Here is a 22,654-nt window from a genome sequence, read left to right as displayed (position 1 = left end):
AATTGAAAGGATGAATTTAAAATGGCAAAAGTATTTTATGATCAAGACATTTTCGACGAGGTTTTGAAAGCAAAAAAAATCGCGGTAATCGGCTACGGTTCACAAGGACATGCACACGCGCTGAATTTGAAAGATAGCGGCTTTGATGTCGTCGTTGGTTTAAGAGAAGGTAAATCATGGGATAAGGCAGCGAAAGATGGAGTTGCCGTTTGTTCCGTTGCAGAAGCTACCGCCCAGGCGGATGTCGTCATGGTCCTCCTGCCTGACGAAAGGCAGCCGCAGGTCTACGAAGAGAGCATTAAAGCAAATCTGAAGCCGGGTTCAGCGCTCGTTTTTGCCCACGGCTTCAATGTCCACTTTAGCCAGGTTGTCCCGCCTGCCAATGTTGATGTATTCCTCGTTGCGCCAAAAGGACCTGGACATCTTGTCCGCCGGACGTACCAGGAAGGCGCGGGAGTCCCTGCCCTATTTGCTGTCCATCAAGATTATTCGGGTCAGGCACGGGAAGTCGCCCTCGCCTATGCGAAAGCAATCGGTTCAGCAAGAGCGGGCGTATTGGAAACAACCTTCCAGGAGGAAACGGAGACCGACCTGTTCGGTGAGCAGGCTGTCCTTTGCGGCGGGGTGACGAGCCTCGTGAAAGCGGGCTTTGAAACATTGACTGAAGCCGGCTACCAGCCTGAAGTTGCCTATTTTGAATGCCTGCATGAATTGAAACTGATTGTCGACCTTATGTACGAAGGCGGCCTTGAGAATATGCGCTACTCGATTTCTGATACTGCCCAATGGGGAGACTTTGTTTCCGGACCGCGTGTTGTCAATGAAGAGACGAAGGCCCGCATGAAGGAAATTCTCGAAGACATTCAAAGCGGTGCTTTTGCAAAAGGCTGGATTCTTGAAAACCAGGCGAACCGCCCGCAATTCAATGCGATTAATGCAAAAGAAAATAATCATCCGATCGAAAAGGTTGGACGTGAGCTCCGCGAGCTGATGCCATTTGTGAAACCTAAACAACCAGTCATGTCCCGTTAATAAATATGGTTATTGCCGGGCGCGGTGCTTTGGCTACTAAAGAAAGACTTAGGGACCGAACGGCTATGGGCAGATGGTCCTTCGGGCTCTAAAGAATGACTTAGCGACCGAATGACCTTGGCCAGATAGTCCTTTGGGCTCTAAAGAAAGACTTAGCGACCGAACGGCCTTGGCCAGATAGTCCTTCGGGCTCTAAAGAAAGACTTAGCGACCGAACGGCCTTGGCCAGACAGTCCTTCGGGCTCTAAAGAGATTTCAATGTTCAATAATTATCTATTTATCCGGCCCCCTTTCCTTCGTTCAAAAGGATTGGGGTCGAAAAAAATGAAGGAAGGGAATTCAAATGGTGCAGAACATTCACATTTTCGATACAACACTGCGCGACGGGGAGCAATCTCCCGGAGTCAATTTAAATCAGCTGGAGAAGCTGGAGATTGCCAGGCAGCTTGAGAGGTTTGGCGTGAATGTGATGGAGGCCGGTTTTCCCGCTTCTTCACAGGGTGACTTCGAAGCTGTCAGAGCGATTGCCCGTACAGTGAGGAATGTATCAATTGCTGGCCTGGCGAGGGCAACGAAGTCTGATATTGATACTACTTGGGAGGCATTGAAGGTTGCGGAAGCCCCCCGCCTTCATTTATTCATTGCCACCTCCCCCATTCACATGACGTATAAGCTGAAAAAATCACCTGATCAAGTCGTACAACTCGCTGTTGATATGGTCCGGTATGCCAGGGAGAAGTTTCCCCAGGTTGAATGGTCCGCAGAAGACGCATCCCGTTCAGACCTGGACTTCCTCGCTCAGATTATTGAAAAAGTCATTGATGCCGGGGCGACAGTCATCAACCTTCCTGATACTGTCGGCTATGCAACCCCTGAAGAATATGGCCGGATGTTCCGATATATAAAGGAAAACGTCCCGAACATTCATAAAGCGGTACTATCCGCGCATTGCCATAATGATTTAGGAATGGCGGTTGCCAATTCCCTCGCTGCTGTCGAAAACGGTGCAACGCAAATAGAGGGAACAATCAACGGTATTGGGGAACGGGCCGGCAATGCAGCCCTTGAGGAGCTTGCAGTCGCAATGGCGATTCGGCAGGACCAATACCCTTACTCTACAAGTCTCAACTTGAAAGAGATTAAGCGAACTAGTGATTTAGTCCGTAAGCTGACTGGGATGGCAATTGCGCCGAATAAGGCGGTCGTCGGACAGAATGCTTTTGCCCATGAATCGGGTATTCATCAGGACGGGGTCCTTAAGCATCCGCAAACCTATGAAATTATTGACCCAGCCATGGTCGGAATCCAATCGAACGAACTTGTACTCGGAAAACATTCGGGCCGGCATGCGTTTAAGGATAAGATTGAGAAACTAGGGTTTTCGCTTGCAGATGACAAGGCTGAAGAAGCGTTTAAGCAGTTCAAGCTACTGACTGACCGTAAAAAAGAAGTCACGGATGAAGATTTGTTTACGATTTTGACAGACATCCAGACATCAGTAACGGACGTGAAGAAGTATGAACTGCTCGCCTATCAGGTTCAGTCCGGTTCGATGAATCTCCCAACTGCAACGGTTGCTTTAGCAACGCCTGAAGGAATCAGGGTAGAGACTGCGAGAACAGGAAAAGGGCCAGTCGAAGCTTTATATAATACCCTCGAGGCTCTTATAAAAGAGGAAATCCATTTGGCAAAATACCAATTAAGTTCGGTCGGGCAAGGACGTGATGCCCTGGCAGAGGTGCATGTGAAAATGGTCGTCAATGACTTTCCGGTAAGCGGCCGGGGTGCATCCCAAGATGTGCTCGAAGCATCCGCAAGAGCATTTTTAAATGCTGTGAACCGCGTCTTCTATAGCCAGCCTGTTAAGGTTTTACAGCCTGCCAATAGCTAAGTTGATTTATTTATTCACTGCTTGCGGGATTCGGCCATTGAATGAATGCATTTTGATGGCTTGGTGAGTTTGAAGAAACCATCGGATTTGGACTCTGATCAGGTTTTTTAGGCTCCAAGAGTCCGAATAAACCCCAAATTCGGACTCTCATCGAGTTTTTGAGACTCCAAGAGCCGAATAAACCTCGAATTCGGACTCTCATCGAGTTTTTGAGGCTACAAGAGTCCGAATAAACCACGAATTCGGACTCTAAACGAGTTTTTTAGACTCCAAGAGTCCGAATAAACCTCGAATTCGGACTCTCATCGAGTTTTTGAGGCTACAAGAGTCCGAATAAACCACGAATTCGGACTCTCAACGGGGTTTTGAGGCTACAAGAGTCCGAATAAACCCCGAATTCGGACTCTGATCGAGTTTTTGAGGCTACAAGAGTCCGAATACACACTAAACAATACAAGGAGGCCAATGCCGTGAAAAAACATATTGTCTTGCTCCCCGGTGATGGAATTGGAAAAGAAGTAATGGAATCTGCAAAGGCCGTATTGAATACAATTGCCGAAGAATTCAACCACTCCTTCAGTTTTGAAAGCCATGATATTGGCGGAGCAGCAATTGACCGCCATGGCAACCCGCTTCCTCCTGAAACAACCGCTGCTTGCAAAAAGGCAGATGCAGTCTTACTTGGGGCGGTCGGGGGTCCAAAGTGGGACGCCAATCCTTCCCACCTCAGACCGGAGAGAGGTTTGCTTGGGATCCGAAAGGAACTTGGCCTTTTTGCAAACTTGCGCCCGATTAAAGGGTTTGAGAAACTCCTCCATTCTTCTCCTTTGAAGGAAGAAGTGGTAAAAGGCAGTGACCTCCTTATTGTCAGGGAGCTGACAGGCGGGCTCTATTTCGGAACACCAAGTGAACGGCGGGATAACGGTCAAGTCGTTGTCGACACCCTCTTTTATACGCGTTCCGAAATCGAAAGAATCGTCGATAAAGCTTTCCAATGCGCGCAGCAGCGCCGGGGCCATCTAACTTCTGTTGATAAGGCGAACGTGCTTGAATCGAGTAAGCTTTGGCGCGAAGTCGTTGAAAAGAAAAAGCAGCAATATCCGGATGTCACAGTAGAACATGTTCTTGTGGATGCAGCGGCAATGAAGCTGATTACAAACCCATCCCAGTTTGATGTCATCGTGACAGAGAATATGTTCGGCGATATTTTAAGTGATGAAGCATCAGTTTTGACAGGATCGCTTGGAATGCTTCCTTCTGCCAGCCTGAGAGAAGATGGTTTCGGTCTCTATGAACCGGTCCATGGATCGGCTCCGGATATTGCTGGAAAAGGCGTGGCCAATCCGGTCGCCATGATTCTATCTGCTGCGATGATGCTGAGACATTCGTTCCAGCTGACAGTGGAAGCCGACGTAATTGAGGATACGGTTGAATCGATTTTGAATGCCGGTTTCCATACCGCTGACCTTAAAAACGCTGGCAAAAAAGTCGGAACTGAAGAAATGACGAGTTTAATTATTGGATCGATTAAAACGAGAAGTGCAGCGAACTGCATAATGAGCTGCTACGCCTAAACAAGGAGGTTTGACTATGCATACTGCCAAAACAATCATTGAGAAAATTTGGGACTCTCACATTGTCCATCAGGAAGAAGGCAGGCCGGATCTCCTATATATTGACCTGCATCTTGTCCACGAAGTAACCTCGCCGCAGGCATTTGAAGGTTTAAGAATGAACGGCAGGACTGTTCGCAGGCCCGACCTTACTTTTGCGACAATGGACCATAATGTTCCGACGAAAAATCAATCGGTCATTAAGGATTTAGTTTCAAGAAAGCAAATTGATACATTACAGCAAAATTGCGCTGAATTCAATATTCCGCTCGCGGATATCACGCACCCGGATAATGGGATTGTCCATGTCATTGGCCCTGAACTTGGCTTAACCCAGCCTGGAAAAACGATTGTATGCGGGGACAGCCACACTTCCACACACGGTGCATTCGGGGCACTTGCCTTCGGAATCGGAACGAGTGAAGTCGAGCATGTCCTTGCGACCCAGACCCTTTGGCAGCAGCGCCCAAAAACGCTGAATATCAAAGTGAACGGCAAACTCGGCTATGGGGTTACGGCAAAAGACTTGATTTTGGCCATCATTGCCCAAAATGGCGTCCGGTTTGGAACCGGCTATGTCATTGAATATACAGGCGAAGCGATCCGCTCTCTTTCAATGGAAGAAAGGATGACCGTCTGCAATATGTCCATTGAAGCAGGTGCAAGGGCGGGCTTGATTACCCCTGACGAAACGACCTTTACCTACCTTCGCGGAAGAAGGTATGCACCGCAAGGGGAAAATTTTGAGAAGGCCGTTGAAAAGTGGCGTGCGCTTGTTACTGACGAAGGCGCCGTCTACGACAAAACGATTGAAATCGACGCTTCCAAAATTGCCCCTCAGGTCACATGGGGCACGAATCCAGGCATGTGCATCCCAGTTGATGCCACGATTCCAACTCCGGAATCAGCAGCCACAGAGAACGAAAAGCAGGAAATTGTTCGCGCTCTGGACTATATGGGGCTTGAAGGCGGCCAACCTATTTCCTCCGTCACCATTGAACATGTCTTTATAGGTTCCTGTACGAATTCGAGGTTAAGCGATTTGCGGAGGGCTGCATCCGTGATCCAGGGACGCGCAGTCAATCCTACTGTCCGGGCAATTGTAGTGCCTGGTTCAAAGAGTGTAAAGACAGCCGCGGAACAGGAAGGGCTGGATGTTATTTTCAAAAATGCCGGATTTGAATGGCGAGATGCCGGTTGCAGCATGTGCCTGGCGATGAATGACGACTTCGTTCCTCCAGGCGAACGATGCGCATCGACGTCAAACAGGAATTTCGAAGGTCGCCAGGGAACAGGCGCCCGTACCCATCTCGTTAGTCCGGAAATGGCAGCCGCCGCTGCAATCGAAGGCCGTTTTGTCGATATCCGGGAATACGCCACAGTGGGGGTGATATAAATGGAACCCATTACAGTCCATACCGGTCTTGTCTTTCCGCTTGACCGCAGCAATGTTGATACCGACCAAATCATTCCAAAGCAGTTTTTGAAGCGGATTGAACGCCAGGGATTCGGTGAGTTCCTTTTTTACAATTGGCGTTTTGACCATGAAGGCAACCCGATAAAAGATTTTCCGCTCCATGAAGAGAAATACACCGGGACCTCCATCTTGCTCGCAGGTGATAACTTCGGCTGTGGTTCTTCTAGGGAACATGCCCCTTGGGCGCTCCTGGATTACGGCTTTAAGATTATCATCGCTCCGAGCTTTGCCGATATTTTTAAAAACAATTGTGTCAAAAATGGCATCCTGGCGATTGAAATGCCTTATGAACGAATCCAGCCCTTTATGCAAAAAGCCGAATCAGGCCATGTCTCCTTAACGGTTGATCTCGCAGCCCAGACAGTCACGGACAGGAAAGAATTCTCGTATCATTTCGATATTGCCGAATATTCCAAGGAAATGCTCTATAACGGGCTGGATGACATCGGCATCACCTTACAATATGAAGATAAAATTTCACAGTTTGAAAACAGCCAATAAAATTTATTCGTTGCAAAACTCAAGTATGAAGGAGCGTGAACCCCTTGGGGATTCTTTAACGACTAACATGATTTCCGATGCAATGGAACAATTGGCAGGAACCGTATACCGGACTCCGCTTACGACATCTACCTTCCTGAATCATCTTGTCGGGAAAAACGTCTATTTTAAAATGGAAAATCAGCAAAAAACCGGTGCCTTCAAAATTCGCGGCGCCAGCTACAAAATGTCGCGCCTCACTGAAATGGAAGCCCAGAATGGTGTGATTGCCGCTTCCGCCGGAAACCATGCCCAGGGCGTGGCTTTTGCATCCTCCCAAAGAGGGGTCTCTGCTAAAATTTTCATGCCTGAAAATACGCCTGACGCAAAAATCAAGGCGACGGAGTATTATGGAGCGAAGACTGTCATCACCGGTGCTTCATTTCAGGAAGCGTATGAGGCGGCCTGCTTGGAGCAAAAAAGGACCGGAGGCTATTTTCTCCATCCATTTGACGATTACGATGTTATGGCGGGCCAAGGAACAATTGCGGTTGAAATGCTGAAGCAGCAACCTTTTCTCGATACGCTGATTGTTCCCGTTGGCGGAGGTGGCCTGATTAGCGGCGTTGCGGTTGCGGCAAAACATTTGCAGCCAAAAATCCGGATTATCGGCGTCCAAGCTAAAGGAGCAAAGGTTGTTCACGATCATTTTCACAACCTCCCCTCCCCCGGCAGCCCGTTTAACGGAACGATTGCGGAAGGCATAGCTGTCAAGGAGCCTGGAATGCTGACGATGCCAATTATCCGCCACTTTGTGGACGATATGGTTACTGTCAGTGAGAGCGATATTGCCTCTGCCATTGTTACCATGCTCGAAAGGAAAAAAACATTAGTCGAAGGGGCGGGCGCAGCGGCCTTTGCCGCGCTCTTCGCCCATCGCAGCACGATTCGCTCCAAAAACTGCGGAATCATTGTAAGCGGCGGTAACATGGATGTGTCCCGGCTCGGGTCCATCCAACAGCTTGCTTATGATGGGCCACTGACTTGTTTAGCATAACATTCTATGCACTTATGAAAATGACTTAACGTTCCGTTTATATGAAAACCCCAAAAAGACGATGCTTAAATTGGCATCGTCTTTTTAATAACAAAAATTAGTTTTGGCTTCATAATCATTAATAGATTAGACTTCTATACATTAACAGTTTCCCGTAATTTATTTACTAATTCTTCTTTTGCCTTTAATCTCCCATAGCCTAGGCTATTATAATACTTAATATGCTTTTCTGTTGCCTCAATCGCATTTAAAAAAGCTTGTTCTCCAAAATCCTTTCTAATATTCTCTAAAAAATATTGAGTTCCATAATTACTCATAACCCTTTGATATTCCTTACCTTCCATCATTGCTAAGAAGTCGGTAATATAATCTTGAGCAGAGCCAGCTTTCATACCTGAAATCCGTTCTACTTCCAACTTGCCTTCTGTTCTGCTTAACTCACCCCGATAGACCTTCTTGGCATATGTATAAGCAACATGAGTCATTTCCTCAGTAATCTTAACCTGCTTTGTTTTTCTGATACGATTTGGTACAATTCCAGCTGCCTTAGAAAAGGCTTCAGCAATATACTCATTCATTAAACGGGTAAAAACAACCTTAGATTCTTCATTATTTAGCTTTAATGCCATATTGAATTTTTCAATCAAATCCATCTCAACCGCAAAATTTAAAACTTTGTTCTCATCCATGTCAGTTACTCCTACCCCCATTATTGTCATTGTCCTTTATTCTATTATAGAGTTAATGGTAAATTTTAGATACTACCATAAAAGTACTCTATTCATTTTTGTTGTGAGTCCTTCTTATAACAATAGAAGAAAGCCAGTTTTTTTCGATGAGTTGGCTTTCTTTTTTGCCATTATGAAGCTTTATCTTTGGCACGTTTCCCTAAGGGTGATATAGGATATAGAGATAGGAAACCAATTTGTGCGGAAAGATAGGAATGCTGAACTGATTAGGGAGGAGTATCGCCATGGCGTTTTCAAATCTCAACCGGAACAACATGATTGATAAATTAAAAGGAGAACAATTTGATGTATTGATTATTGGCGGCGGAATCACCGGGGCTGGAATCGCTTTGGATGCTGCTGCGAGAGGAATGAAGGTGGCTCTTGTCGAAATGCAGGATTTTGCCGCCGGGACTTCCAGCCGCTCGACAAAGCTCGTTCATGGCGGCCTCCGCTATTTAAAGCAATTTGAAGTGAAACTTGTTTCGGAAGTTGGCCATGAGCGGTCAATTGTTCACGAAAACGGGCCACATGTGACAAAACCTGAATGGATGCTGCTCCCCTTTCATAAAGGCGGAGCGTTTGGAAAGATGTCAACTTCATTCGGCCTCAAGTTATATGATTTCTTGGCCGGGGTCAAAAAAGGCGAACGGCGGATGATGCTCAATGCAGACGAAACGCTCGCAAAAGAACCGCTGATTAAAAAAACCGGTTTAAAAGGCGGCGGCTATTATGTTGAGTACCGGACTGACGACGCGCGGCTGACAATTGAAGTTTTGAAAGAGGCCGTTGAGAGTGGCGCCACCGCAGTGAATTATTCAAAAGCCGATAAGTTCATCTATGAGGACGGAGTGATTTGCGGAATCGTCGTAAAGGATCTATTGACGCATGAGGAATATGAAGTCCGGGCAAAAAAAGTCGTCAACGCAACAGGGCCTTGGGTTGATCAAGTGAGGGACATCGATAACTCGCGGACTGGCAAAACCCTGCATTTATCAAAAGGGGTGCATATTGTCATTGATCAGTCAGTTTTCCCTCTGAAACAGGCGATTTACTTCGACACGCCCGATGGCCGAATGGTTTTTGCCATTCCGCGAAATGGCAAGGCGTATGTTGGAACGACCGATACATTCTACAACGGCGATATAGCTGATCCCGATATTACAGATGCTGATAAGAACTATCTTCTCGAGGCCATCCACTATATGTTCCCGGAAGTTGTGATTAGCGAAAAGGATATTGAATCGAGCTGGGCGGGACTCAGGCCCCTCATCCATGAAGATGGCAAAGCGCCTTCCGAGATTTCCAGAAAGGATGAAATTTGGGAATCCCCTACCGGCCTGATTTCAATCGCCGGCGGAAAGCTGACAGGCTATCGCAAAATGGCGGAAACAATCACTGATTTACTCACCAAGGAATTGTCTGGTGAAGAAGGGCGCAGCTTTCGACCTTGCACAACACACATGCTGCCGATTTCAGGCGGGCATGTTGGCGGCGCAGCCAACCTTGATGCCTATGTCGAGAGCAAAGTAGAAAGCGGGGTTATGACAGGCTTTTCAAAGGAAGAGGCAAAACAGCTTGCATACTTTTACGGATCGAATGTACCGAAAGTGTTTGAACTTGTCGCCCGCCATAAGGAAGAAGCGGCTGAACATGGCCTCCCCCTTGTCCTATTCGCCCAGCTGATTTATGCAATCAAGTGTGAAATGGCTGTAACACCTGTCGACTTTTTCAATCGCAGAACGGGAGATTTATTGTTTAATATTGATTTGGTCAGGGAGTACAAACAGCCCGTTATCGAATACATGGCATATAAGCTTGGATGGATGGAAGAAGAAAAATCAGCGTATATCATGGGGCTTGATGAAGCAGTGGCGCATGCTGAAGAACCGGGGCAGTAAAGAACTTCCTGCTCTTGATGACTTTTTCTTAGCTTTTTTGGTCAAAAGGGCACCAAGGAAGCTTCTTGGTGACTTTTAAATAGCTTTTTTAACGAAAAGGATATCAAGACCCCCTCTTGGCGACTTTTTCAATGTTTTTCCGCTATTAGGGCATCAAGTTCAATTACTGTCAAAAATAGAGTATACTTTACTAACCACCATCCGAAAAGGAGAATCCCACATGGACGAAAACACAAGACAAGAAGAGCCTAAAAAGAAAATCAGCCTGCAGGAAGCAATGAAGCAGCAGCTGGCAAACAAGAAAAATTCAGCTGCCAATTTTGCCAAAGGAAAAGGCGGCGCCGACACATCCACAAAGAAAATGCAAAGCCAGATGACAAAGAAACCAAGCAATACGCGCCGGAAAATGGGTGTATGATGAACGGGCAAAATCGACAAGATCTTTCTCCAGGGCTAACAGTGGATATTGTCCGTAAGGCAGATCAGCGAACCGGGAAGCTTACTAGAGGTGTGGTGAAGGATATCCTGACGAAATCAGGCACCCATCCCCACGGCATCAAAGTCAGGCTGACGGATGGCCAAGTTGGCCGGGTAAAACACATCCATCATGAACAGTAAAAAAGCATTCGGGGAAACGTTCCCGAATGCTTTTCCTTTTTATTTAAATCGTCTGCACCTTTTGTTCAACTAGCGCCTTGCTTTCCCACACGCGGCTCTTCCATCGGAAATACATAACAATGCCCCGGAACCATTCATCGGCAATGAAGGCGATCCAGATTCCGACCAATCCGTATCCCATCGTAATCCCAAGGAAATAAGCGAGCGGAACGCCGATTCCCCACATCGAAACAAAAGCCATTTTTACCGGGAAGTTGGCATCGCCAGCTGCCCTTAACGCGGCAATAATAACAATATTTAATGTCCTGCCGGGCTCAAGGATGATACCGAGCAAAAGGAGCTTCCCCCCCTGGTTGATAATTTCACGATTGTCGGTAAAGATATCCAGTAGATTCTCCCTGAATACAACCATCGGGATCACGACAACAATCGTCATGATGAGGCTCCATCTTAAGCTTTTCAGCAGACGGTGGTAAGCGCCGTCATAGTCGCCTGCCCCGACTCGATAGCCAACAAGGATTTGGGTGCCCTGACCAAGCGCAATCGCAAAAAGCATCATGAACGCCATGATATTCCAGGTGTAGACCCTTGTTGTCAGAGCCATTGCTCCGATCATTGCAATAATTGCCGTCATCGCCATCTGGCTTGTATTATAAACAAGGTTCTCACCAGCAGAGGGAACGCCGATTTTAAGGATTTTTTTAATAAAAACGGGACTGAAGTTTAGATAGTCTTCCTTTTTGATTTTGACAGGAAGACGTTTATACAATAACCAGAAAATCATCACGACAGCGATGATACGGCTTGCCGCGGTTGAAATGGCAACTCCCTGAATCCCCATCTGCGGCATGCCGAACAGGCCATAAATCAACACGCTGTTCCCTGCTAGATGGATGATGTTCATAAAAATTGAAACCAACATGGCTTCCTTAGAAAAGCCATTCGCCCTTAAAATGGACGAAGCCGTTACAAGGAGTGCCTGGGAAAATAAAGTGGCTCCGACAATCGTTAAATATTGCCCGGCAAGCCGGTGAATCTCCGATGTAAGATCAAATAGATTTAAAAACTGTCCCTTGAATAGGACAACGAGCGCACTGATTGCAATACCAAAAATAAGATTAAGAGAAATGGAAATGCCGGATATTCTTCTTGCATCCTTTATTAGTCCAGCCCCAAGATTTTGAGAAACAAGGACGGTTGTACCAGTTGCGACAAAACCGAAAACGAGAATTGTGAAGAAAACTAGTTGGTTGGCTACCCCAACCGCAGCAACGGCCTCATCTGAAACATAGGAAAGCATAAAGGTATCCGTACTGCCCATAAGCATATGCAAAAATGACTCAATGAATATTGGCCATGTTAAGGCAAAAAGCCCGGGTTCCAGGAAGCTCTTATTCTTTGCTGCTTGCATAAAATGTTCCACCTTCTTCTATATAAAACTTCCATAAATTTGTGTTCTTTAAAACCCCAACCTTTTTACTCTAGTGCATTTTCCAGTTTATGTCCAATCTTTTTTCAGGCTTTTGGCAAAAAACAGCCCTCCGGATAACTCTTAAAGAGGCTTCATCCTTTGGGCTGTTTGTTAGTTGGATAGCGATGTTTCGTATTGAACTTTATAAAGGTTGGCAAAAATACCATCTTGCTCGATCAGTTCCTCGTGACTGCCCTCCTCGGCTATACCATCCTCGGTTACAACGACAATCCGGTCGGCATTTCGGATTGTAGCGAGCCTATGGGCAATGACAAGCGTCGTTCTGTCTTTGGCCAGTTCACTCAGCGCCTCTTGGATAATTCGTTCTGTTTCCGTATCGAGGGCAGATGTTGCCTCATCGAGGATAAGTATCGGCGGATTCTTCAAGAACATCCTGGCAATTGCAATCCGCTGCTTTTGCCCGCCGGAAAGCTTTAGCCCCCGCTCGCCGATCTGCGTCTCGTAGCCATCAGGAAGTGAAGCGATAAAGTCTTCAAGATGGGCCCGTTTAGCCGCATCCTTGATTTCCTCCTGCGAGGCGCCGAGCGAGCCATAGGCAATGTTTTCCCGGAGTGTTCCGGTAAAGAGGAACACATCCTGTTGGACAATCCCAATTTGCGATCGAAGCGATTTTTTCGTTATGTCACGGATATCGATGCCATCAATATAAATTCCGCCGCCACTTACATCGTAAAAGCGGGGAATCAGCGAACAAATCGTCGTTTTGCCTGCACCGGACGGCCCGACGAATGCAACTGTTTCACCGTGATGGATATCCAAATCAATTCCTTCTAAAACAGGCTTATGTTCATCATAGCTGAAGGTAACATCCCTAAATGAAATGTCGCCTCTCAAATGGGGAACTTCAATGGCGTCGTGCTTGTCAACGACGTCCAGCTGCTGGTCCATGAGTTCAGTAAAACGTTTGAAACCAGCCATCCCTTTTGGATAGAGCTCGAGAATGGCGCTGATTTTATCAATCGGTTTAAACAGTACATTGACATAGAGGACGAACCCGACCATCTCACCATGGCTCAAGTTCCCTGTAAAGTTTAGCCAAGCCCCATAAACGAGGACAATTAATACCATCATCCTTGTCGACATGTACATGCCTGAAGAACTGAATGACATCACCTTATAAGCAGCCAATTTTGCAAGGCGGAACTTGCGGTTGTTCTTTGTAAACCGTTCGATTTCAAATTCTTCATTTGTAAATGACTGGACAACCCTTACACCCGCAACGCTATCTTCAACACGCGCATTCACATCAGCGATATCACTGTACATGTTTTTCCATGCCGCATTCATCTTTTTATTGGCATATGAAATCAGCCAGACGAGGAAAGGTGCGATGATCATCGCCGTCAGTGCGAGCTTCACATTGATTGTGAGCATAATCCAGAAAGCACCGACAAACGTCATGACAGCAATGAACAAATCCTCCGGACCATGATGCGCAAGCTCACCAAGGTCAAATAAATCATTGGTGATCCTGCTCATAATGTGGCCGGTTTTCGTATTGTCAAAAAAGCGGAAGGATTGCCTTTGGACATGCTGGAAAAGCTCTTGTCTCATATCTGTCTCGATATTGATTCCAAGCTTATGGCCCCAGTAGTTGACAATGAACTGAAGCAGCGTGCTCACGATATATAATAGAAGAAGTCCGATGCTCACTCCGACAATTGCATTCCAATTACCGCTTGGCAGAAGTGTATCAATAAAATGTTGAACCGCAAGCGGAAAAGCCAGCTCAAGCGCGGCTACAATGACTGCACAGGAAAAGTCAATGATGAAAAGCCTGCGGTGAGGCCTGTAGTAAGTAAAAAAACGCCGTATCATTCTATATATCCCCCCATGTTCTTCCTGTGATTATATGCCAAGGGCGGGAGAATCTACAACAGAAAAAACTCAATTTCATTCAATATTTTTTCGAGAACCGAAATAGATTGGTTGAGATAGGACGTTTAATGCCAAACAAGTAAATAATCATGTTTAATAGAGAGCAGAAAATGCTCCCTACGTTTATTGAAGGTTTATTTTAACCGTGCTGTCAGACCAGAAATCAGGTGTATAATGGAGTTCTAGCCCCTTGTCTCCTACAGGCTGCTCAAAGGACAGCGTGCCTGAAACTTTTCCGCCTGGTGCTAATTCCCCTGATTGAAGGGCCGTATCGCTGTCCACCGTTGTGAATGCCTGGTCGACGATTTGCCCTTGGCTGTTGGCCATTTTGAAATCCAATGGGTTATAAGATATGTTCTTCTTGCCTGAATTATTGATTTCTACAGTAACGATGACGAATTCATGGCCGGCCTTCGGCTTATCAAACTCACTGCCGTTGGACTTTGCGACCTTGGAAACAGTGAGAATATTATCCCCCAGCTTGACCTGTTCTCCGACTGCGAAAATTTCCTTTTCGGGTTTTTCTTCTTTTGCTTCAAGCTTATTTTCCTCAGAAAAAGCACCGGCAGCCTGGCTCACCTTTTCAGGCTTCTCTTCCGCTCCGCAACCGCCCAATGCAAAGATGACACTGGCTCCCAACAGTCCCGCGAAAAGATTCTTTGTTCCAATTAGTCTCATTTTATTTCCCCCCACGCTACTATTTTCTGTTCCTGGCTTCCAAAACCGCTTCAGTTACCATATCGTACATTTTTTCCATGCCATCGCTGGAAGCCTCAAAGTTATAGGCATGTTTTTCATCTATGCCCAAATTGCCGGCTTCCTCTGCCGCATCAATATTGGCTCCCATGAAGATAAATTCCCAGCTGTATTTCTCTTGCTGATGCCGGATGAGTTCCTTTATTTTTTCATAGGTGAACTCGCGGCTCGCGTTTTCCATTCCATCAGTTGTAATGACAAAAATGACTTTGCCGGGACGCTGCTGCTCGCCAGTTTTGGCTAACCTGCAGCCAACATCGACAATCGTTTTCCCGACGGCATCAAGCAAAGCGGTCGTTCCCCTCACAAAGTATTCTTTTTCTGTCAGTTTGACGTTTTTCGCGTTGATTCCGCCCCATAACGTTTCATATTTGTCATCGAACAGGACTGTCGTTACGATTGTTTCCCCATTATGGCCGGCTTGGCGTCCAAGAAAGGAATTATACCCGCCAATCGTATCTTGCTCGAGCCCGGCCATGGAACCGCTGCGGTCGAGGAGAAAAATGATTTCCGTTAATTCTTTGTTCACAATCCGTCAACTCCTTTGGTTTAATTGATATAATGGTAACTTGATAAGCCTATCAATTGGTCGCCTGCCGGGCGACAAAAACGGAGGTGCGCCATGATGCTCGATCAAAGAATCCTTATTGAATTGGAACATTATATAAATGAACATCTGGAGACAATAGCCCTTGAAAGCGCTACTTACTCCCATAAGGTTTCAGAACCGGAAATTATTCTGGAAAGCATTTCACGAATGGAAATCGAAGAGTTTATTGAACAAAAGCGACAGCCTGTCCTCCGGGAAGTTCTCTTCAATTTCATTGACAGCAAAGGAGCGGCTGACGCAGATATATATAAGAAAGCGCTGATCGACCGCCGCCACTTCTCAAAGATTCGCTCCAACCCCGACTACCGTCCTGGCAAAAACACGGTTATTGCCCTGGCGCTAGCACTTGAGCTCAATAAAAAAGAAACCGGCAAGCTGTTAAGCTCGGCCGGCTACTCGTTATCAAGCAGTGATATGTCTGATTTGGTGATTCAATTTTGCCTGGAAAGGAAGATTTATGATATCCACCAGGTCAATCTCGCATTGGAATACTTCAGCCAAAAACCGCTTGGCGGGGTAATGCTTTAAACAAACGAAACCCAGGGATGGATAAACATTCTCTGGGTTTTCTCAACTATTTATTTACCTTTCGATCAGCCCGCCGTTGGAGCCGCGGGAGCAGCTGCCGCTCCACCTGCGCCTCTTTGGCCAAGCTCCTGATCAAGCAGTAACAGAGCAGATGGATTATTGCCTGCCAATGTCAGACGGGATACGATGGTTTGCGCCTGTGCTTCTTCATCAATCTGTTCCCTTAAAAACTCCTGAATGATGACAGCAGTCTGCGGGTCAGATTGATTTGCATAATTAAAAGCCTGTCTATAAGCATTGGTGACAAATTGTTCATGAGCAAGCACTTTTTGAAACGTTTCCAGCGGAGTCCCAAAGTCACTTTGCTGCGCAGGGATGCTTGCCAACTGGACCGTTCCGTTCTTGTCGATCACATAGTCAATCAGCTTGAGCATATGGGTCCGTTCCTCTTCGGACTGAAGCCGGAGCCATTTGGCCATGCCCGTATAATTCAGCCTTCCCATATAGGCGGACATCGCCAGATATAGTGTTGTTGATACATGTTCAATCTGAATAAGATTATTCAACAGTTTTCGAAGCTCTTCATTCATGTTTTCCCGCTCCTTTTTGCCTCTAAAATATACAGATAGTGTATTTTATTTCTAATTGGGCGGAATGAAACTTGTCTGTGCCTATTATCCGTTTATGCAAACTGGCAGTTTTTGAAAAGAATATAAAAAAATCCAGGGAGACAATATCCCCTGGATTTTAAAAGCTGCTATGGCCTTTTCGCAATCATCTCAATTTCAACATCTGCTCCAAGCGGAAGTGCCAGAACGGCGACCGTCGTCCGTGCCGGAAAAGGCTCAGAGAACTGCTTCTTGTAGACCTCGTTCATTTCCGAAAAATTATCCATGTCTGTCAAATAAACATTTACCTTCATCACATCATCCGGAGTCAGTCCCGCAGCTTCCAGTACCGCAAATAGGTTTGCGAAACATTGCTTTGTCTGCTCTCCAATACCATCTTTCACCAATTCGCCTGTTGAAGGGTCGATTGGAGTCTGGCCGGATAAATAAACCAATTCACCCGCATCAACCGCATGTGAATAAGGGCCTACGGCTTTTGCACCCTTCGATTCATACACTTTTCTCGCCACTTCATTCCACTCCTTTATGACGTTACTTTTGCGAAAAAACAACAGCTTCGTATGGCCTTAGCACAAGCCGTTCTTTATCAAGCAAAATGTCCTTATAATTCTGGACAACAGCCTCCGCACTGGCAGCTTCGCTAATCAGCTTTTCATCTTCAAGAACAACCTCATCCCGGCCGAAGTTACAAAGAACAGTCAGCTTTTCATTCCCGGCCCTTCTATCGTAAGCGAACAGCGCCGGATGGTCTCGATAAAGCAGATTGAAGTCACCCGTTGTGATGACGTCATGCTTTTTCCTCAATGAATTCAGATGCTTGTAATGATAGAAGATGGAATTACGGTCGGCCAAAGCCTGTTCGGCATTGATTTGAGTGTAGTTCGGATTCACGTCGATCCAAGGGGTTCCCGTTGTAAAACCGCCATTTGCGCCATCATTCCATTGCATCGGCGTACGCGCATTGTCGCGCCCTTTTGCATAAATGGACTCCATAATTTTTTCATGCGGAACTCCTTGGTCCCGCTTTTCCTTGTACATATTCAGTGTTTCAACATCATTATACTGCTCAATGGAATCGAAGCGGACATTCGTCATCCCGATTTCCTCGCCTTGGTAAATATAAGGCGTACCTTGAAGCATATGCAGGCAGGTGGCCAACATTTTGGCTGATTCAACACGATACTCCCCGTCATCGCCGAAGCGTGAAACAATCCGGGGCTGGTCGTGATTGTTCCAGTAAAGGCTGTTCCATCCTGTTCCATGCAAGCCAGTCTGCCACTTTTTAAGATTCTCCTTCAGGTCAATCAGATTTAGCGGCTTGAGATCCCACTTTCCACCCGGTCCGTTATCGAGGCCCATATGCTCAAACGTAAATACCATATCGAGCTCGTTATTGTTCGGATCGGTGTAGACCTTCGCGTGGTGCACCCTCGCCCCCGGCATTTCCCCGACCGTCATGATATCATACTTTGATAGCACTTCCTTATTCATTTCCTGAAGGAACTCATGAATGCGCGGCCCGTTCCTAAAGTACGGACTGCCATCTCCATAAAGTGCGCCCTCCTTCAATTCCCCATTCGGAAGGCCGTTCACTTTTGAAATAAAATTAATGACGTCCATTCGGAAACCGTCTATTCCTTTATCTAGCCAAAACTTCATCATCTTATAAACTTCTTTTCGAAATTCGGGATTTTCCCAGTTCAGATCCGGTTGTTTTTTTGAAAAGATATGCAGATAATATTGTCCGGTCGCCTCATCATACTTCCAGGCCGGCCCGCTAAATACAGAACCCCAGTTATTCGGCTCCTTGCCATCCTTTCCGTCGCGCCAATAGTAAAAATCACGATAAGGATTGTCTTTGCCGCTCTTTGACTGGACAAACCACTCATGTTCATCTGATGTATGGTTGACGACGAGGTCCATAATGATCTTAAGTCCGCGTTCATGGGCTGCGGCAAGAAGCGCATCGAAATCCTCCATCGTGCCGAATTCCTTCATAATGCTGTAATAATCCCGAATATCATAGCCATTGTCATCATTCGGGGAATCATAAACCGGGCTGAGCCAAACCACATCGACTCCAAGTTCCTTTAAATAATCAAGCTTTTGCGTAATCCCGGCGATATCCCCGACTCCATCCCCGTCCGAGTCGTAGAAACTTCTTGGATATACTTGATAAACAACACTTTTTTTCCACCAATCTGTTTGCTGCATGAAATCCAACCTCTTTCCTATCATCTATATCCTGTAACTATTCCTGTATTGAATTTTTTTCAGCCTGTCCGGCTTCCATTTCAATTCTACCATTCCTTGATGGGCTTTTCTTGCCAGCAACATTAAGGCCCCCTTAAGCAATACATGACAACGGCCACACTGACTTTTGGCAAAAAAAGAAAGCTGCGGATAGGCAGCTCTTGCTTGAATTTTAGGAAACTATAGATTTTGCTACTGTGGATAACTCATTTACCAAGCAGAGCTACATCTAGCTTCAGCGCCTACGCGTGCCCAAACTTCAGGTCTCCTCCCTACGATAAGTCATCATCGAATGCGCTTAGTGCTCCTGCGCCATAGCATATTCAGGAAGCTTACCTTCAGCTCGTCGCAAAGCCCATGAAGGACTTCACAGATGCTAATTCATGAAGTACTGCAGGTAGTAGCTTCGCTCTTCGTGATTCCTTTATCCCACTCTTAAGGGGAAGTCAAGCCTCCTCCGTCGGCAACTGACCCTAAAGGTCCGATTCGTGAGATACAGTGAAACTTGCCGCTGTGCATTTCAGCGGCTTAGTTGAACCAATCGGGTTCGTAGTGCCGCTTAGTCGCCGTGCTCTTTGGCGAATTAGCGGCAGTAGAACGCGACTAACCATCAGCAAAAATCGCTGATGGAAGTTTAACTTTTTCTCAGTCGAAGCCCTTCCAGTTTGTACGGCGATGATCACAAAGGAAAGCTTCCGGGAATAATCATCGCAGAGACAGGCGGTTTTTGCCTGTCACGAAGGCGCTTGCGCTTTTGTTCATTGATTACTCACTTTGATAGGCAGGCAGCTGAATAATGAATTTTGTCCCTTCCCCCCGCCTGCTTTCTACTTTAATATTTCCTTTAATAGAGTGTATTATCTTGTACGATACCGAAAGGCCGACCCCGGTCCCCTTCTCCTTAGTGGAATAAAAAGGGGTGCCGAGATACTTTAATTGTTCTTCGGACATGCCGGAGCCAGTATCCGCAATCTCTATAAAAACCCAGTTGCCTTTTTTAAAGCCTGTTACATGAATTTCACCCTTTTGCCCAATCGCTTCAATGCTGTTTTTCAGGAGATTGACAAATACCTGCTTAATTTCAGAGCTGTCTGCCTTAATAAAAAGGTTTTCTTCCATTTGAGAGGAAATTGAGATTGCTTGAAGGTTCGTATACGATTTCATCAGTTCGATAATCTTATTGAGTTCAAGCTTCAAATCAATCATTGCAATCTCTGTGTTCGCGGGTTTGGCAAGTGACAAATACTCCGAAAGAATTGCCTGTGAATGATTTAATTCCTCAATGGAAATATCCATATATCTGCGCTGGGCATCAGTTAAATTATCATCTGATTTCATCAATTGCAGGAAGCCGCGGACGGCAGTCATTGGGTTGCGAACCTCATGAGCTACTGAGGCAGCCAGCTGTCCGATGACGTCGTACCTTTCCGCAAGCTTCACTTTATGTTCCAATTCGACCTGTTTTTTTAGATTCTCAAAAATGAAAATTACAGACAACAGCGTACCCCAGGCGATGAGTGAAAAAATGAAAATGATAGAGATTTGCCCAGAGTGGCCAGATTGAATAAGCCAGATAACACGGGACAGTGTAATAATCCAATGCAGGGCACTAATGAGAATTACCTTAAATCTCACAGAATAATTCATGAACTTTTTTGCAATAAGAATTAATAAGCTGCCTAGAATTGCAAAATTGATGGCTGTGGCCACCGGATTGCCATCCTGGAAAGCAATTTTATAGCCCATCACAATGATAAGAAGAAGAAATCCCGTCAGGCCGTTTCCATACAAAAAGGCAATCATGATTGGAATTAACTTTAGATCATAAATCAATTTATTAGAGTAATTGACAGAAAAAATAAGAGTGAGAATTAGCGAAAGGGATAAGACAAATAAAAGCCTTGGTTTAAAGCCGCACTCCTTATTTTCTTGCCGGTGAAAGAATAAATGATAAATCCATATCGGAAAAAGGAGTACCAGGACTTGGTTTAAAACGAGTTGAGTATTATGCAGCATGCGCCTTTCTCCTTCTCATGAGTAGTAGCAACGCCAAATGTGAGAATTTTGTTCATCCTCTTTAAATTCTACTAATTTCTTCAAAATCCTGTTTTCTTTTTCCAAAACCCCGAAATTTTTTACGGTCCCTCAGTACAAAAAAGCTAATATGATAGAGGCTAAGGCTCCCTGAATCAGTCTAAAACTTACAAATATTTAAAATAAGATATATACTGTGGGTAACAACTTAAAAACAAAACAGAGGGGTTATAATGTCAAAAAATAGCGAAATTCAAATTCTCCGCGATAAAAACAGGGAGTTAATGGAGAGAGTAAATGAACTGGAAAGCCTGGTCAGGACTGTTTCTGTCCCAATTATCCCTTCCATCCTTCCAGGAGTCATACTCGTTCCGCTGGCTGGGGAAATTTCACCGCAGCGATTCGACTTGATCATCCCAAAAATACTCAGCCACGCAGGCAGCAAAGATGTTGATTCGGTCATACTGGACTTTTCAGCAATCAGCATGGAAGAAATAGGCGACTTGAATATCCTTGGTCATTATTTAATCAACTTGACTTCATCTCTTCGTTTAGTTGGCGTCCAGGCAATTGTAGTCGGAATCCACCCTCAATTCGCCCAGGAGCTGGTCATGTCACAAGTTTCTTTTATAAAAGAGCTGAAAACCTTCTCGACTTTTAAGGCAGCTCTGCAATCTCTAATGAAGGACAAAGGATTATCTCTTGTTGAAATAAGTAGAGAGTCTCAAAACCACACACTCGCATAAAAAAACCTCTTCCAATTTCCCGAACGGATTTTGGAAGAGGTTTTTTGATTGTTTCTGAATTTTTACACAGCGCTAATCAGCAACGTGAACCAATAAAGATGGACTGCCGCAACAAACGAGTATACACAGTTCGCAATAACGAGGGAATATTTGAAAATCGGTTTTTTTATATTTACTCTCACTAGTACGAATAGCAAGAGCAAGCTTAAGAGCATTTTCACACCAACTATTCCTTCGGGCCCCATCCAGGACAAAAGCGGGTTATTTTCACCGATAAGAGACAGTTTCATTCCCGCATATGTGCTTAGGCCATCAAAGAGATTCAATCCGATCAACAAGAAGCCCCATTTTTTCAAAATCTCACCCATTCCAGCGTATTTTTCGGTGATAGTATATTCGGACAAAAACCAAGTATTCTTTTTTATATAAAAATTAGCATTCTTTCTATCATTTCCTGTAATTGGATTATTTTAAACCTTTTTCCATTCTTAGTTTTTTAGTGCCGGGTATGCATAGTATTTTTCGTGCCTCATTGGATACATGCACATTTTTAAATAAAAAAGGTACAAGCCCTGACAGCTTGTACAAGTTTACATAGTATACAGTAACGCTAAAGGAAAGGAGGGATGAATGATGAGTTTCTTTAACGAAGAAGATGTTCTTTTTGAAGAGTGCCGCGGACACGGTAATGTGGCAGGCATTGAAGAGGAGTTGGAAAGACTCCGGCGTAATTTCAGAATCAGAGCCGACATTCTCGTAAATCGCCGTGATTTCTGCCGCGCTGTTCGCAGCTGCTTAAGGGAAGACATGATTGCCGGTGAAATGGAAGAGAAGAAGCGTCGCCGTAAACACTGCCGCTTCTAATCTTGCAGCCTATCTGGGGAAGCCAGGGGTAATTATTACCTTGGCTTCTTTTTTGGCAAGAAAACCA

Annotated in this window: 22 protein-coding genes; 12 read left to right on the top strand and 10 right to left on the bottom strand. The window is 45.5% G+C overall.

Going from position 1 to position 22,654, the window contains the following annotated elements; all coding sequences use genetic code 11:
* Positions 1-21 precede the first annotated feature (21 nt).
* The 6 genes from ilvC (at position 22) to D1B31_RS08135 (ending at position 7,550) form a co-directional block, all read left to right on the top strand.
* Positions 22-1,032, top strand: coding sequence for a ketol-acid reductoisomerase (gene ilvC, locus D1B31_RS08160; RefSeq protein ID WP_118920259.1), 1,011 nt, complete (start codon positions 22-24; stop codon positions 1,030-1,032).
* Between the two features lie 343 nt (positions 1,033-1,375).
* Entirely contained in the window at positions 1,376-2,923 is a 1,548-nt protein-coding gene (locus tag D1B31_RS08155; protein WP_142922576.1) for a 2-isopropylmalate synthase, read from the top strand.
* 470 nt (positions 2,924-3,393) lie between these two features.
* Positions 3,394-4,497 (top strand): 3-isopropylmalate dehydrogenase, encoded by a 1,104-nt coding sequence (gene leuB / locus D1B31_RS08150; RefSeq protein ID WP_118920258.1) that lies wholly within the window; start codon positions 3,394-3,396, stop codon positions 4,495-4,497.
* Between the two features lie 16 nt (positions 4,498-4,513).
* The gene (leuC, locus tag D1B31_RS08145) at positions 4,514-5,932 is read left to right on the top strand and encodes a 3-isopropylmalate dehydratase large subunit (RefSeq protein WP_118920257.1); all 1,419 of its coding nucleotides are present in this window, start codon (positions 4,514-4,516) and stop codon (positions 5,930-5,932) included.
* Entirely contained in the window at positions 5,933-6,514 is a 582-nt protein-coding gene (gene leuD, locus D1B31_RS08140; RefSeq protein ID WP_118920256.1) for a 3-isopropylmalate dehydratase small subunit, read from the top strand. It abuts the gene before it with no gap.
* A gap of 25 nt (positions 6,515-6,539) precedes the next feature.
* Positions 6,540-7,550, top strand: coding sequence for a threonine ammonia-lyase (locus D1B31_RS08135; protein WP_240035210.1), 1,011 nt, complete (start codon positions 6,540-6,542; stop codon positions 7,548-7,550).
* A gap of 134 nt (positions 7,551-7,684) precedes the next feature.
* Here the strand turns inward: D1B31_RS08135 and D1B31_RS08130 are convergent, their stop codons facing one another.
* A complete protein-coding gene (locus D1B31_RS08130; protein WP_118920255.1) occupies positions 7,685-8,239 on the bottom strand; it encodes a hypothetical protein in 555 nt (184 codons plus the stop codon).
* 284 nt (positions 8,240-8,523) lie between these two features.
* Between D1B31_RS08130 and D1B31_RS08125 the strand changes: the two genes are divergently transcribed.
* The 3 genes from D1B31_RS08125 (at position 8,524) to D1B31_RS08115 (ending at position 10,797) form a co-directional block, all read left to right on the top strand.
* Positions 8,524-10,179, top strand: a complete 1,656-nt coding sequence (locus D1B31_RS08125; RefSeq protein ID WP_118920254.1) for a glycerol-3-phosphate dehydrogenase/oxidase — start codon at positions 8,524-8,526, stop codon at positions 10,177-10,179.
* Between the two features lie 220 nt (positions 10,180-10,399).
* The gene (locus tag D1B31_RS08120; RefSeq protein ID WP_118920253.1) at positions 10,400-10,597 is read left to right on the top strand and encodes a hypothetical protein; all 198 of its coding nucleotides are present in this window, start codon (positions 10,400-10,402) and stop codon (positions 10,595-10,597) included.
* Entirely contained in the window at positions 10,597-10,797 is a 201-nt protein-coding gene (locus D1B31_RS08115; RefSeq protein WP_118920338.1) for a YwbE family protein, read from the top strand. Before D1B31_RS08120 ends, D1B31_RS08115 begins: the two co-directional genes overlap by 1 nt.
* A 43-nt stretch (positions 10,798-10,840) precedes the next feature.
* On the opposite strand, the gene D1B31_RS08110 is transcribed toward D1B31_RS08115, so the two are convergent.
* From D1B31_RS08110 to D1B31_RS08095, 4 genes are all read right to left on the bottom strand, one after another.
* Positions 10,841-12,208, bottom strand: coding sequence for an MATE family efflux transporter (locus D1B31_RS08110; RefSeq protein WP_118920252.1), 1,368 nt, complete (start codon positions 12,206-12,208; stop codon positions 10,841-10,843).
* Between the two features lie 171 nt (positions 12,209-12,379).
* Positions 12,380-14,107: an ABC transporter ATP-binding protein gene (locus tag D1B31_RS08105; RefSeq protein WP_118920251.1), complete on the bottom strand. Its 1,728-nt coding sequence runs from the start codon at positions 14,105-14,107 to the stop codon at positions 12,380-12,382.
* A 183-nt stretch (positions 14,108-14,290) separates the two neighbouring features.
* Positions 14,291-14,845, bottom strand: coding sequence for a DUF4352 domain-containing protein (locus D1B31_RS08100; RefSeq protein WP_118920250.1), 555 nt, complete (start codon positions 14,843-14,845; stop codon positions 14,291-14,293).
* A gap of 19 nt (positions 14,846-14,864) precedes the next feature.
* Positions 14,865-15,452: a vWA domain-containing protein gene (locus D1B31_RS08095; protein WP_118920249.1), complete on the bottom strand. Its 588-nt coding sequence runs from the start codon at positions 15,450-15,452 to the stop codon at positions 14,865-14,867.
* Between the two features lie 93 nt (positions 15,453-15,545).
* On the opposite strand from D1B31_RS08095, the gene D1B31_RS08090 reads away from it, so the two are divergent.
* Complete coding sequence (locus tag D1B31_RS08090) at positions 15,546-16,061, top strand: hypothetical protein (RefSeq protein ID WP_240035209.1); 516 nt, start codon at positions 15,546-15,548, stop codon at positions 16,059-16,061.
* Positions 16,062-16,126: 65 nt separating this feature from the next.
* Here the strand turns inward: D1B31_RS08090 and D1B31_RS08085 are convergent, their stop codons facing one another.
* The 4 genes from D1B31_RS08085 to D1B31_RS08070 form a co-directional block, all read right to left on the bottom strand.
* Positions 16,127-16,651 carry a ferritin gene (locus tag D1B31_RS08085; protein WP_118920248.1) on the bottom strand — a complete coding sequence of 175 codons (525 nt, stop codon included), beginning with the start codon at positions 16,649-16,651 and terminating at the stop codon, positions 16,127-16,129.
* A gap of 167 nt (positions 16,652-16,818) precedes the next feature.
* On the bottom strand, positions 16,819-17,199 hold the full coding sequence (locus D1B31_RS08080; RefSeq protein WP_118920247.1) for a RidA family protein: 381 nt from the start codon (positions 17,197-17,199) through the stop codon (positions 16,819-16,821).
* 22 nt (positions 17,200-17,221) lie between these two features.
* A complete protein-coding gene (locus D1B31_RS08075; protein ID WP_118920246.1) occupies positions 17,222-18,904 on the bottom strand; it encodes a glycoside hydrolase family 13 protein in 1,683 nt (560 codons plus the stop codon).
* Positions 18,905-19,708: 804 nt separating this feature from the next.
* Positions 19,709-20,959 carry an ATP-binding protein gene (locus tag D1B31_RS08070; RefSeq protein WP_118920245.1) on the bottom strand — a complete coding sequence of 417 codons (1,251 nt, stop codon included), beginning with the start codon at positions 20,957-20,959 and terminating at the stop codon, positions 19,709-19,711.
* A 251-nt stretch (positions 20,960-21,210) separates the two neighbouring features.
* Here D1B31_RS08070 and D1B31_RS08065 point away from each other — a divergent pair, with 251 nt between their 5' ends.
* On the top strand, positions 21,211-21,723 hold the full coding sequence (locus D1B31_RS08065; protein ID WP_118920244.1) for an STAS domain-containing protein: 513 nt from the start codon (positions 21,211-21,213) through the stop codon (positions 21,721-21,723).
* A gap of 62 nt (positions 21,724-21,785) precedes the next feature.
* On the opposite strand, the gene D1B31_RS08060 is transcribed toward D1B31_RS08065, so the two are convergent.
* Positions 21,786-22,127, bottom strand: coding sequence for a DUF5658 family protein (locus D1B31_RS08060; RefSeq protein WP_118920243.1), 342 nt, complete (start codon positions 22,125-22,127; stop codon positions 21,786-21,788).
* A 226-nt stretch (positions 22,128-22,353) separates the two neighbouring features.
* Here D1B31_RS08060 and D1B31_RS08055 point away from each other — a divergent pair, with 226 nt between their 5' ends.
* On the top strand, positions 22,354-22,587 hold the full coding sequence (locus tag D1B31_RS08055) for a hypothetical protein (protein ID WP_142922575.1): 234 nt from the start codon (positions 22,354-22,356) through the stop codon (positions 22,585-22,587).
* Positions 22,588-22,654: the final 67 nt, after the last annotated feature.

This window comes from Neobacillus notoginsengisoli (genome assembly GCF_003515685.1).
GTDB lineage: Bacteria > Bacillota > Bacilli > Bacillales > Cytobacillaceae > Bacillus_D > Bacillus_D notoginsengisoli.
Note: the sequence above shows the minus strand (reverse complement) of the source record. Positions and strands in the feature narration are given on the sequence as shown.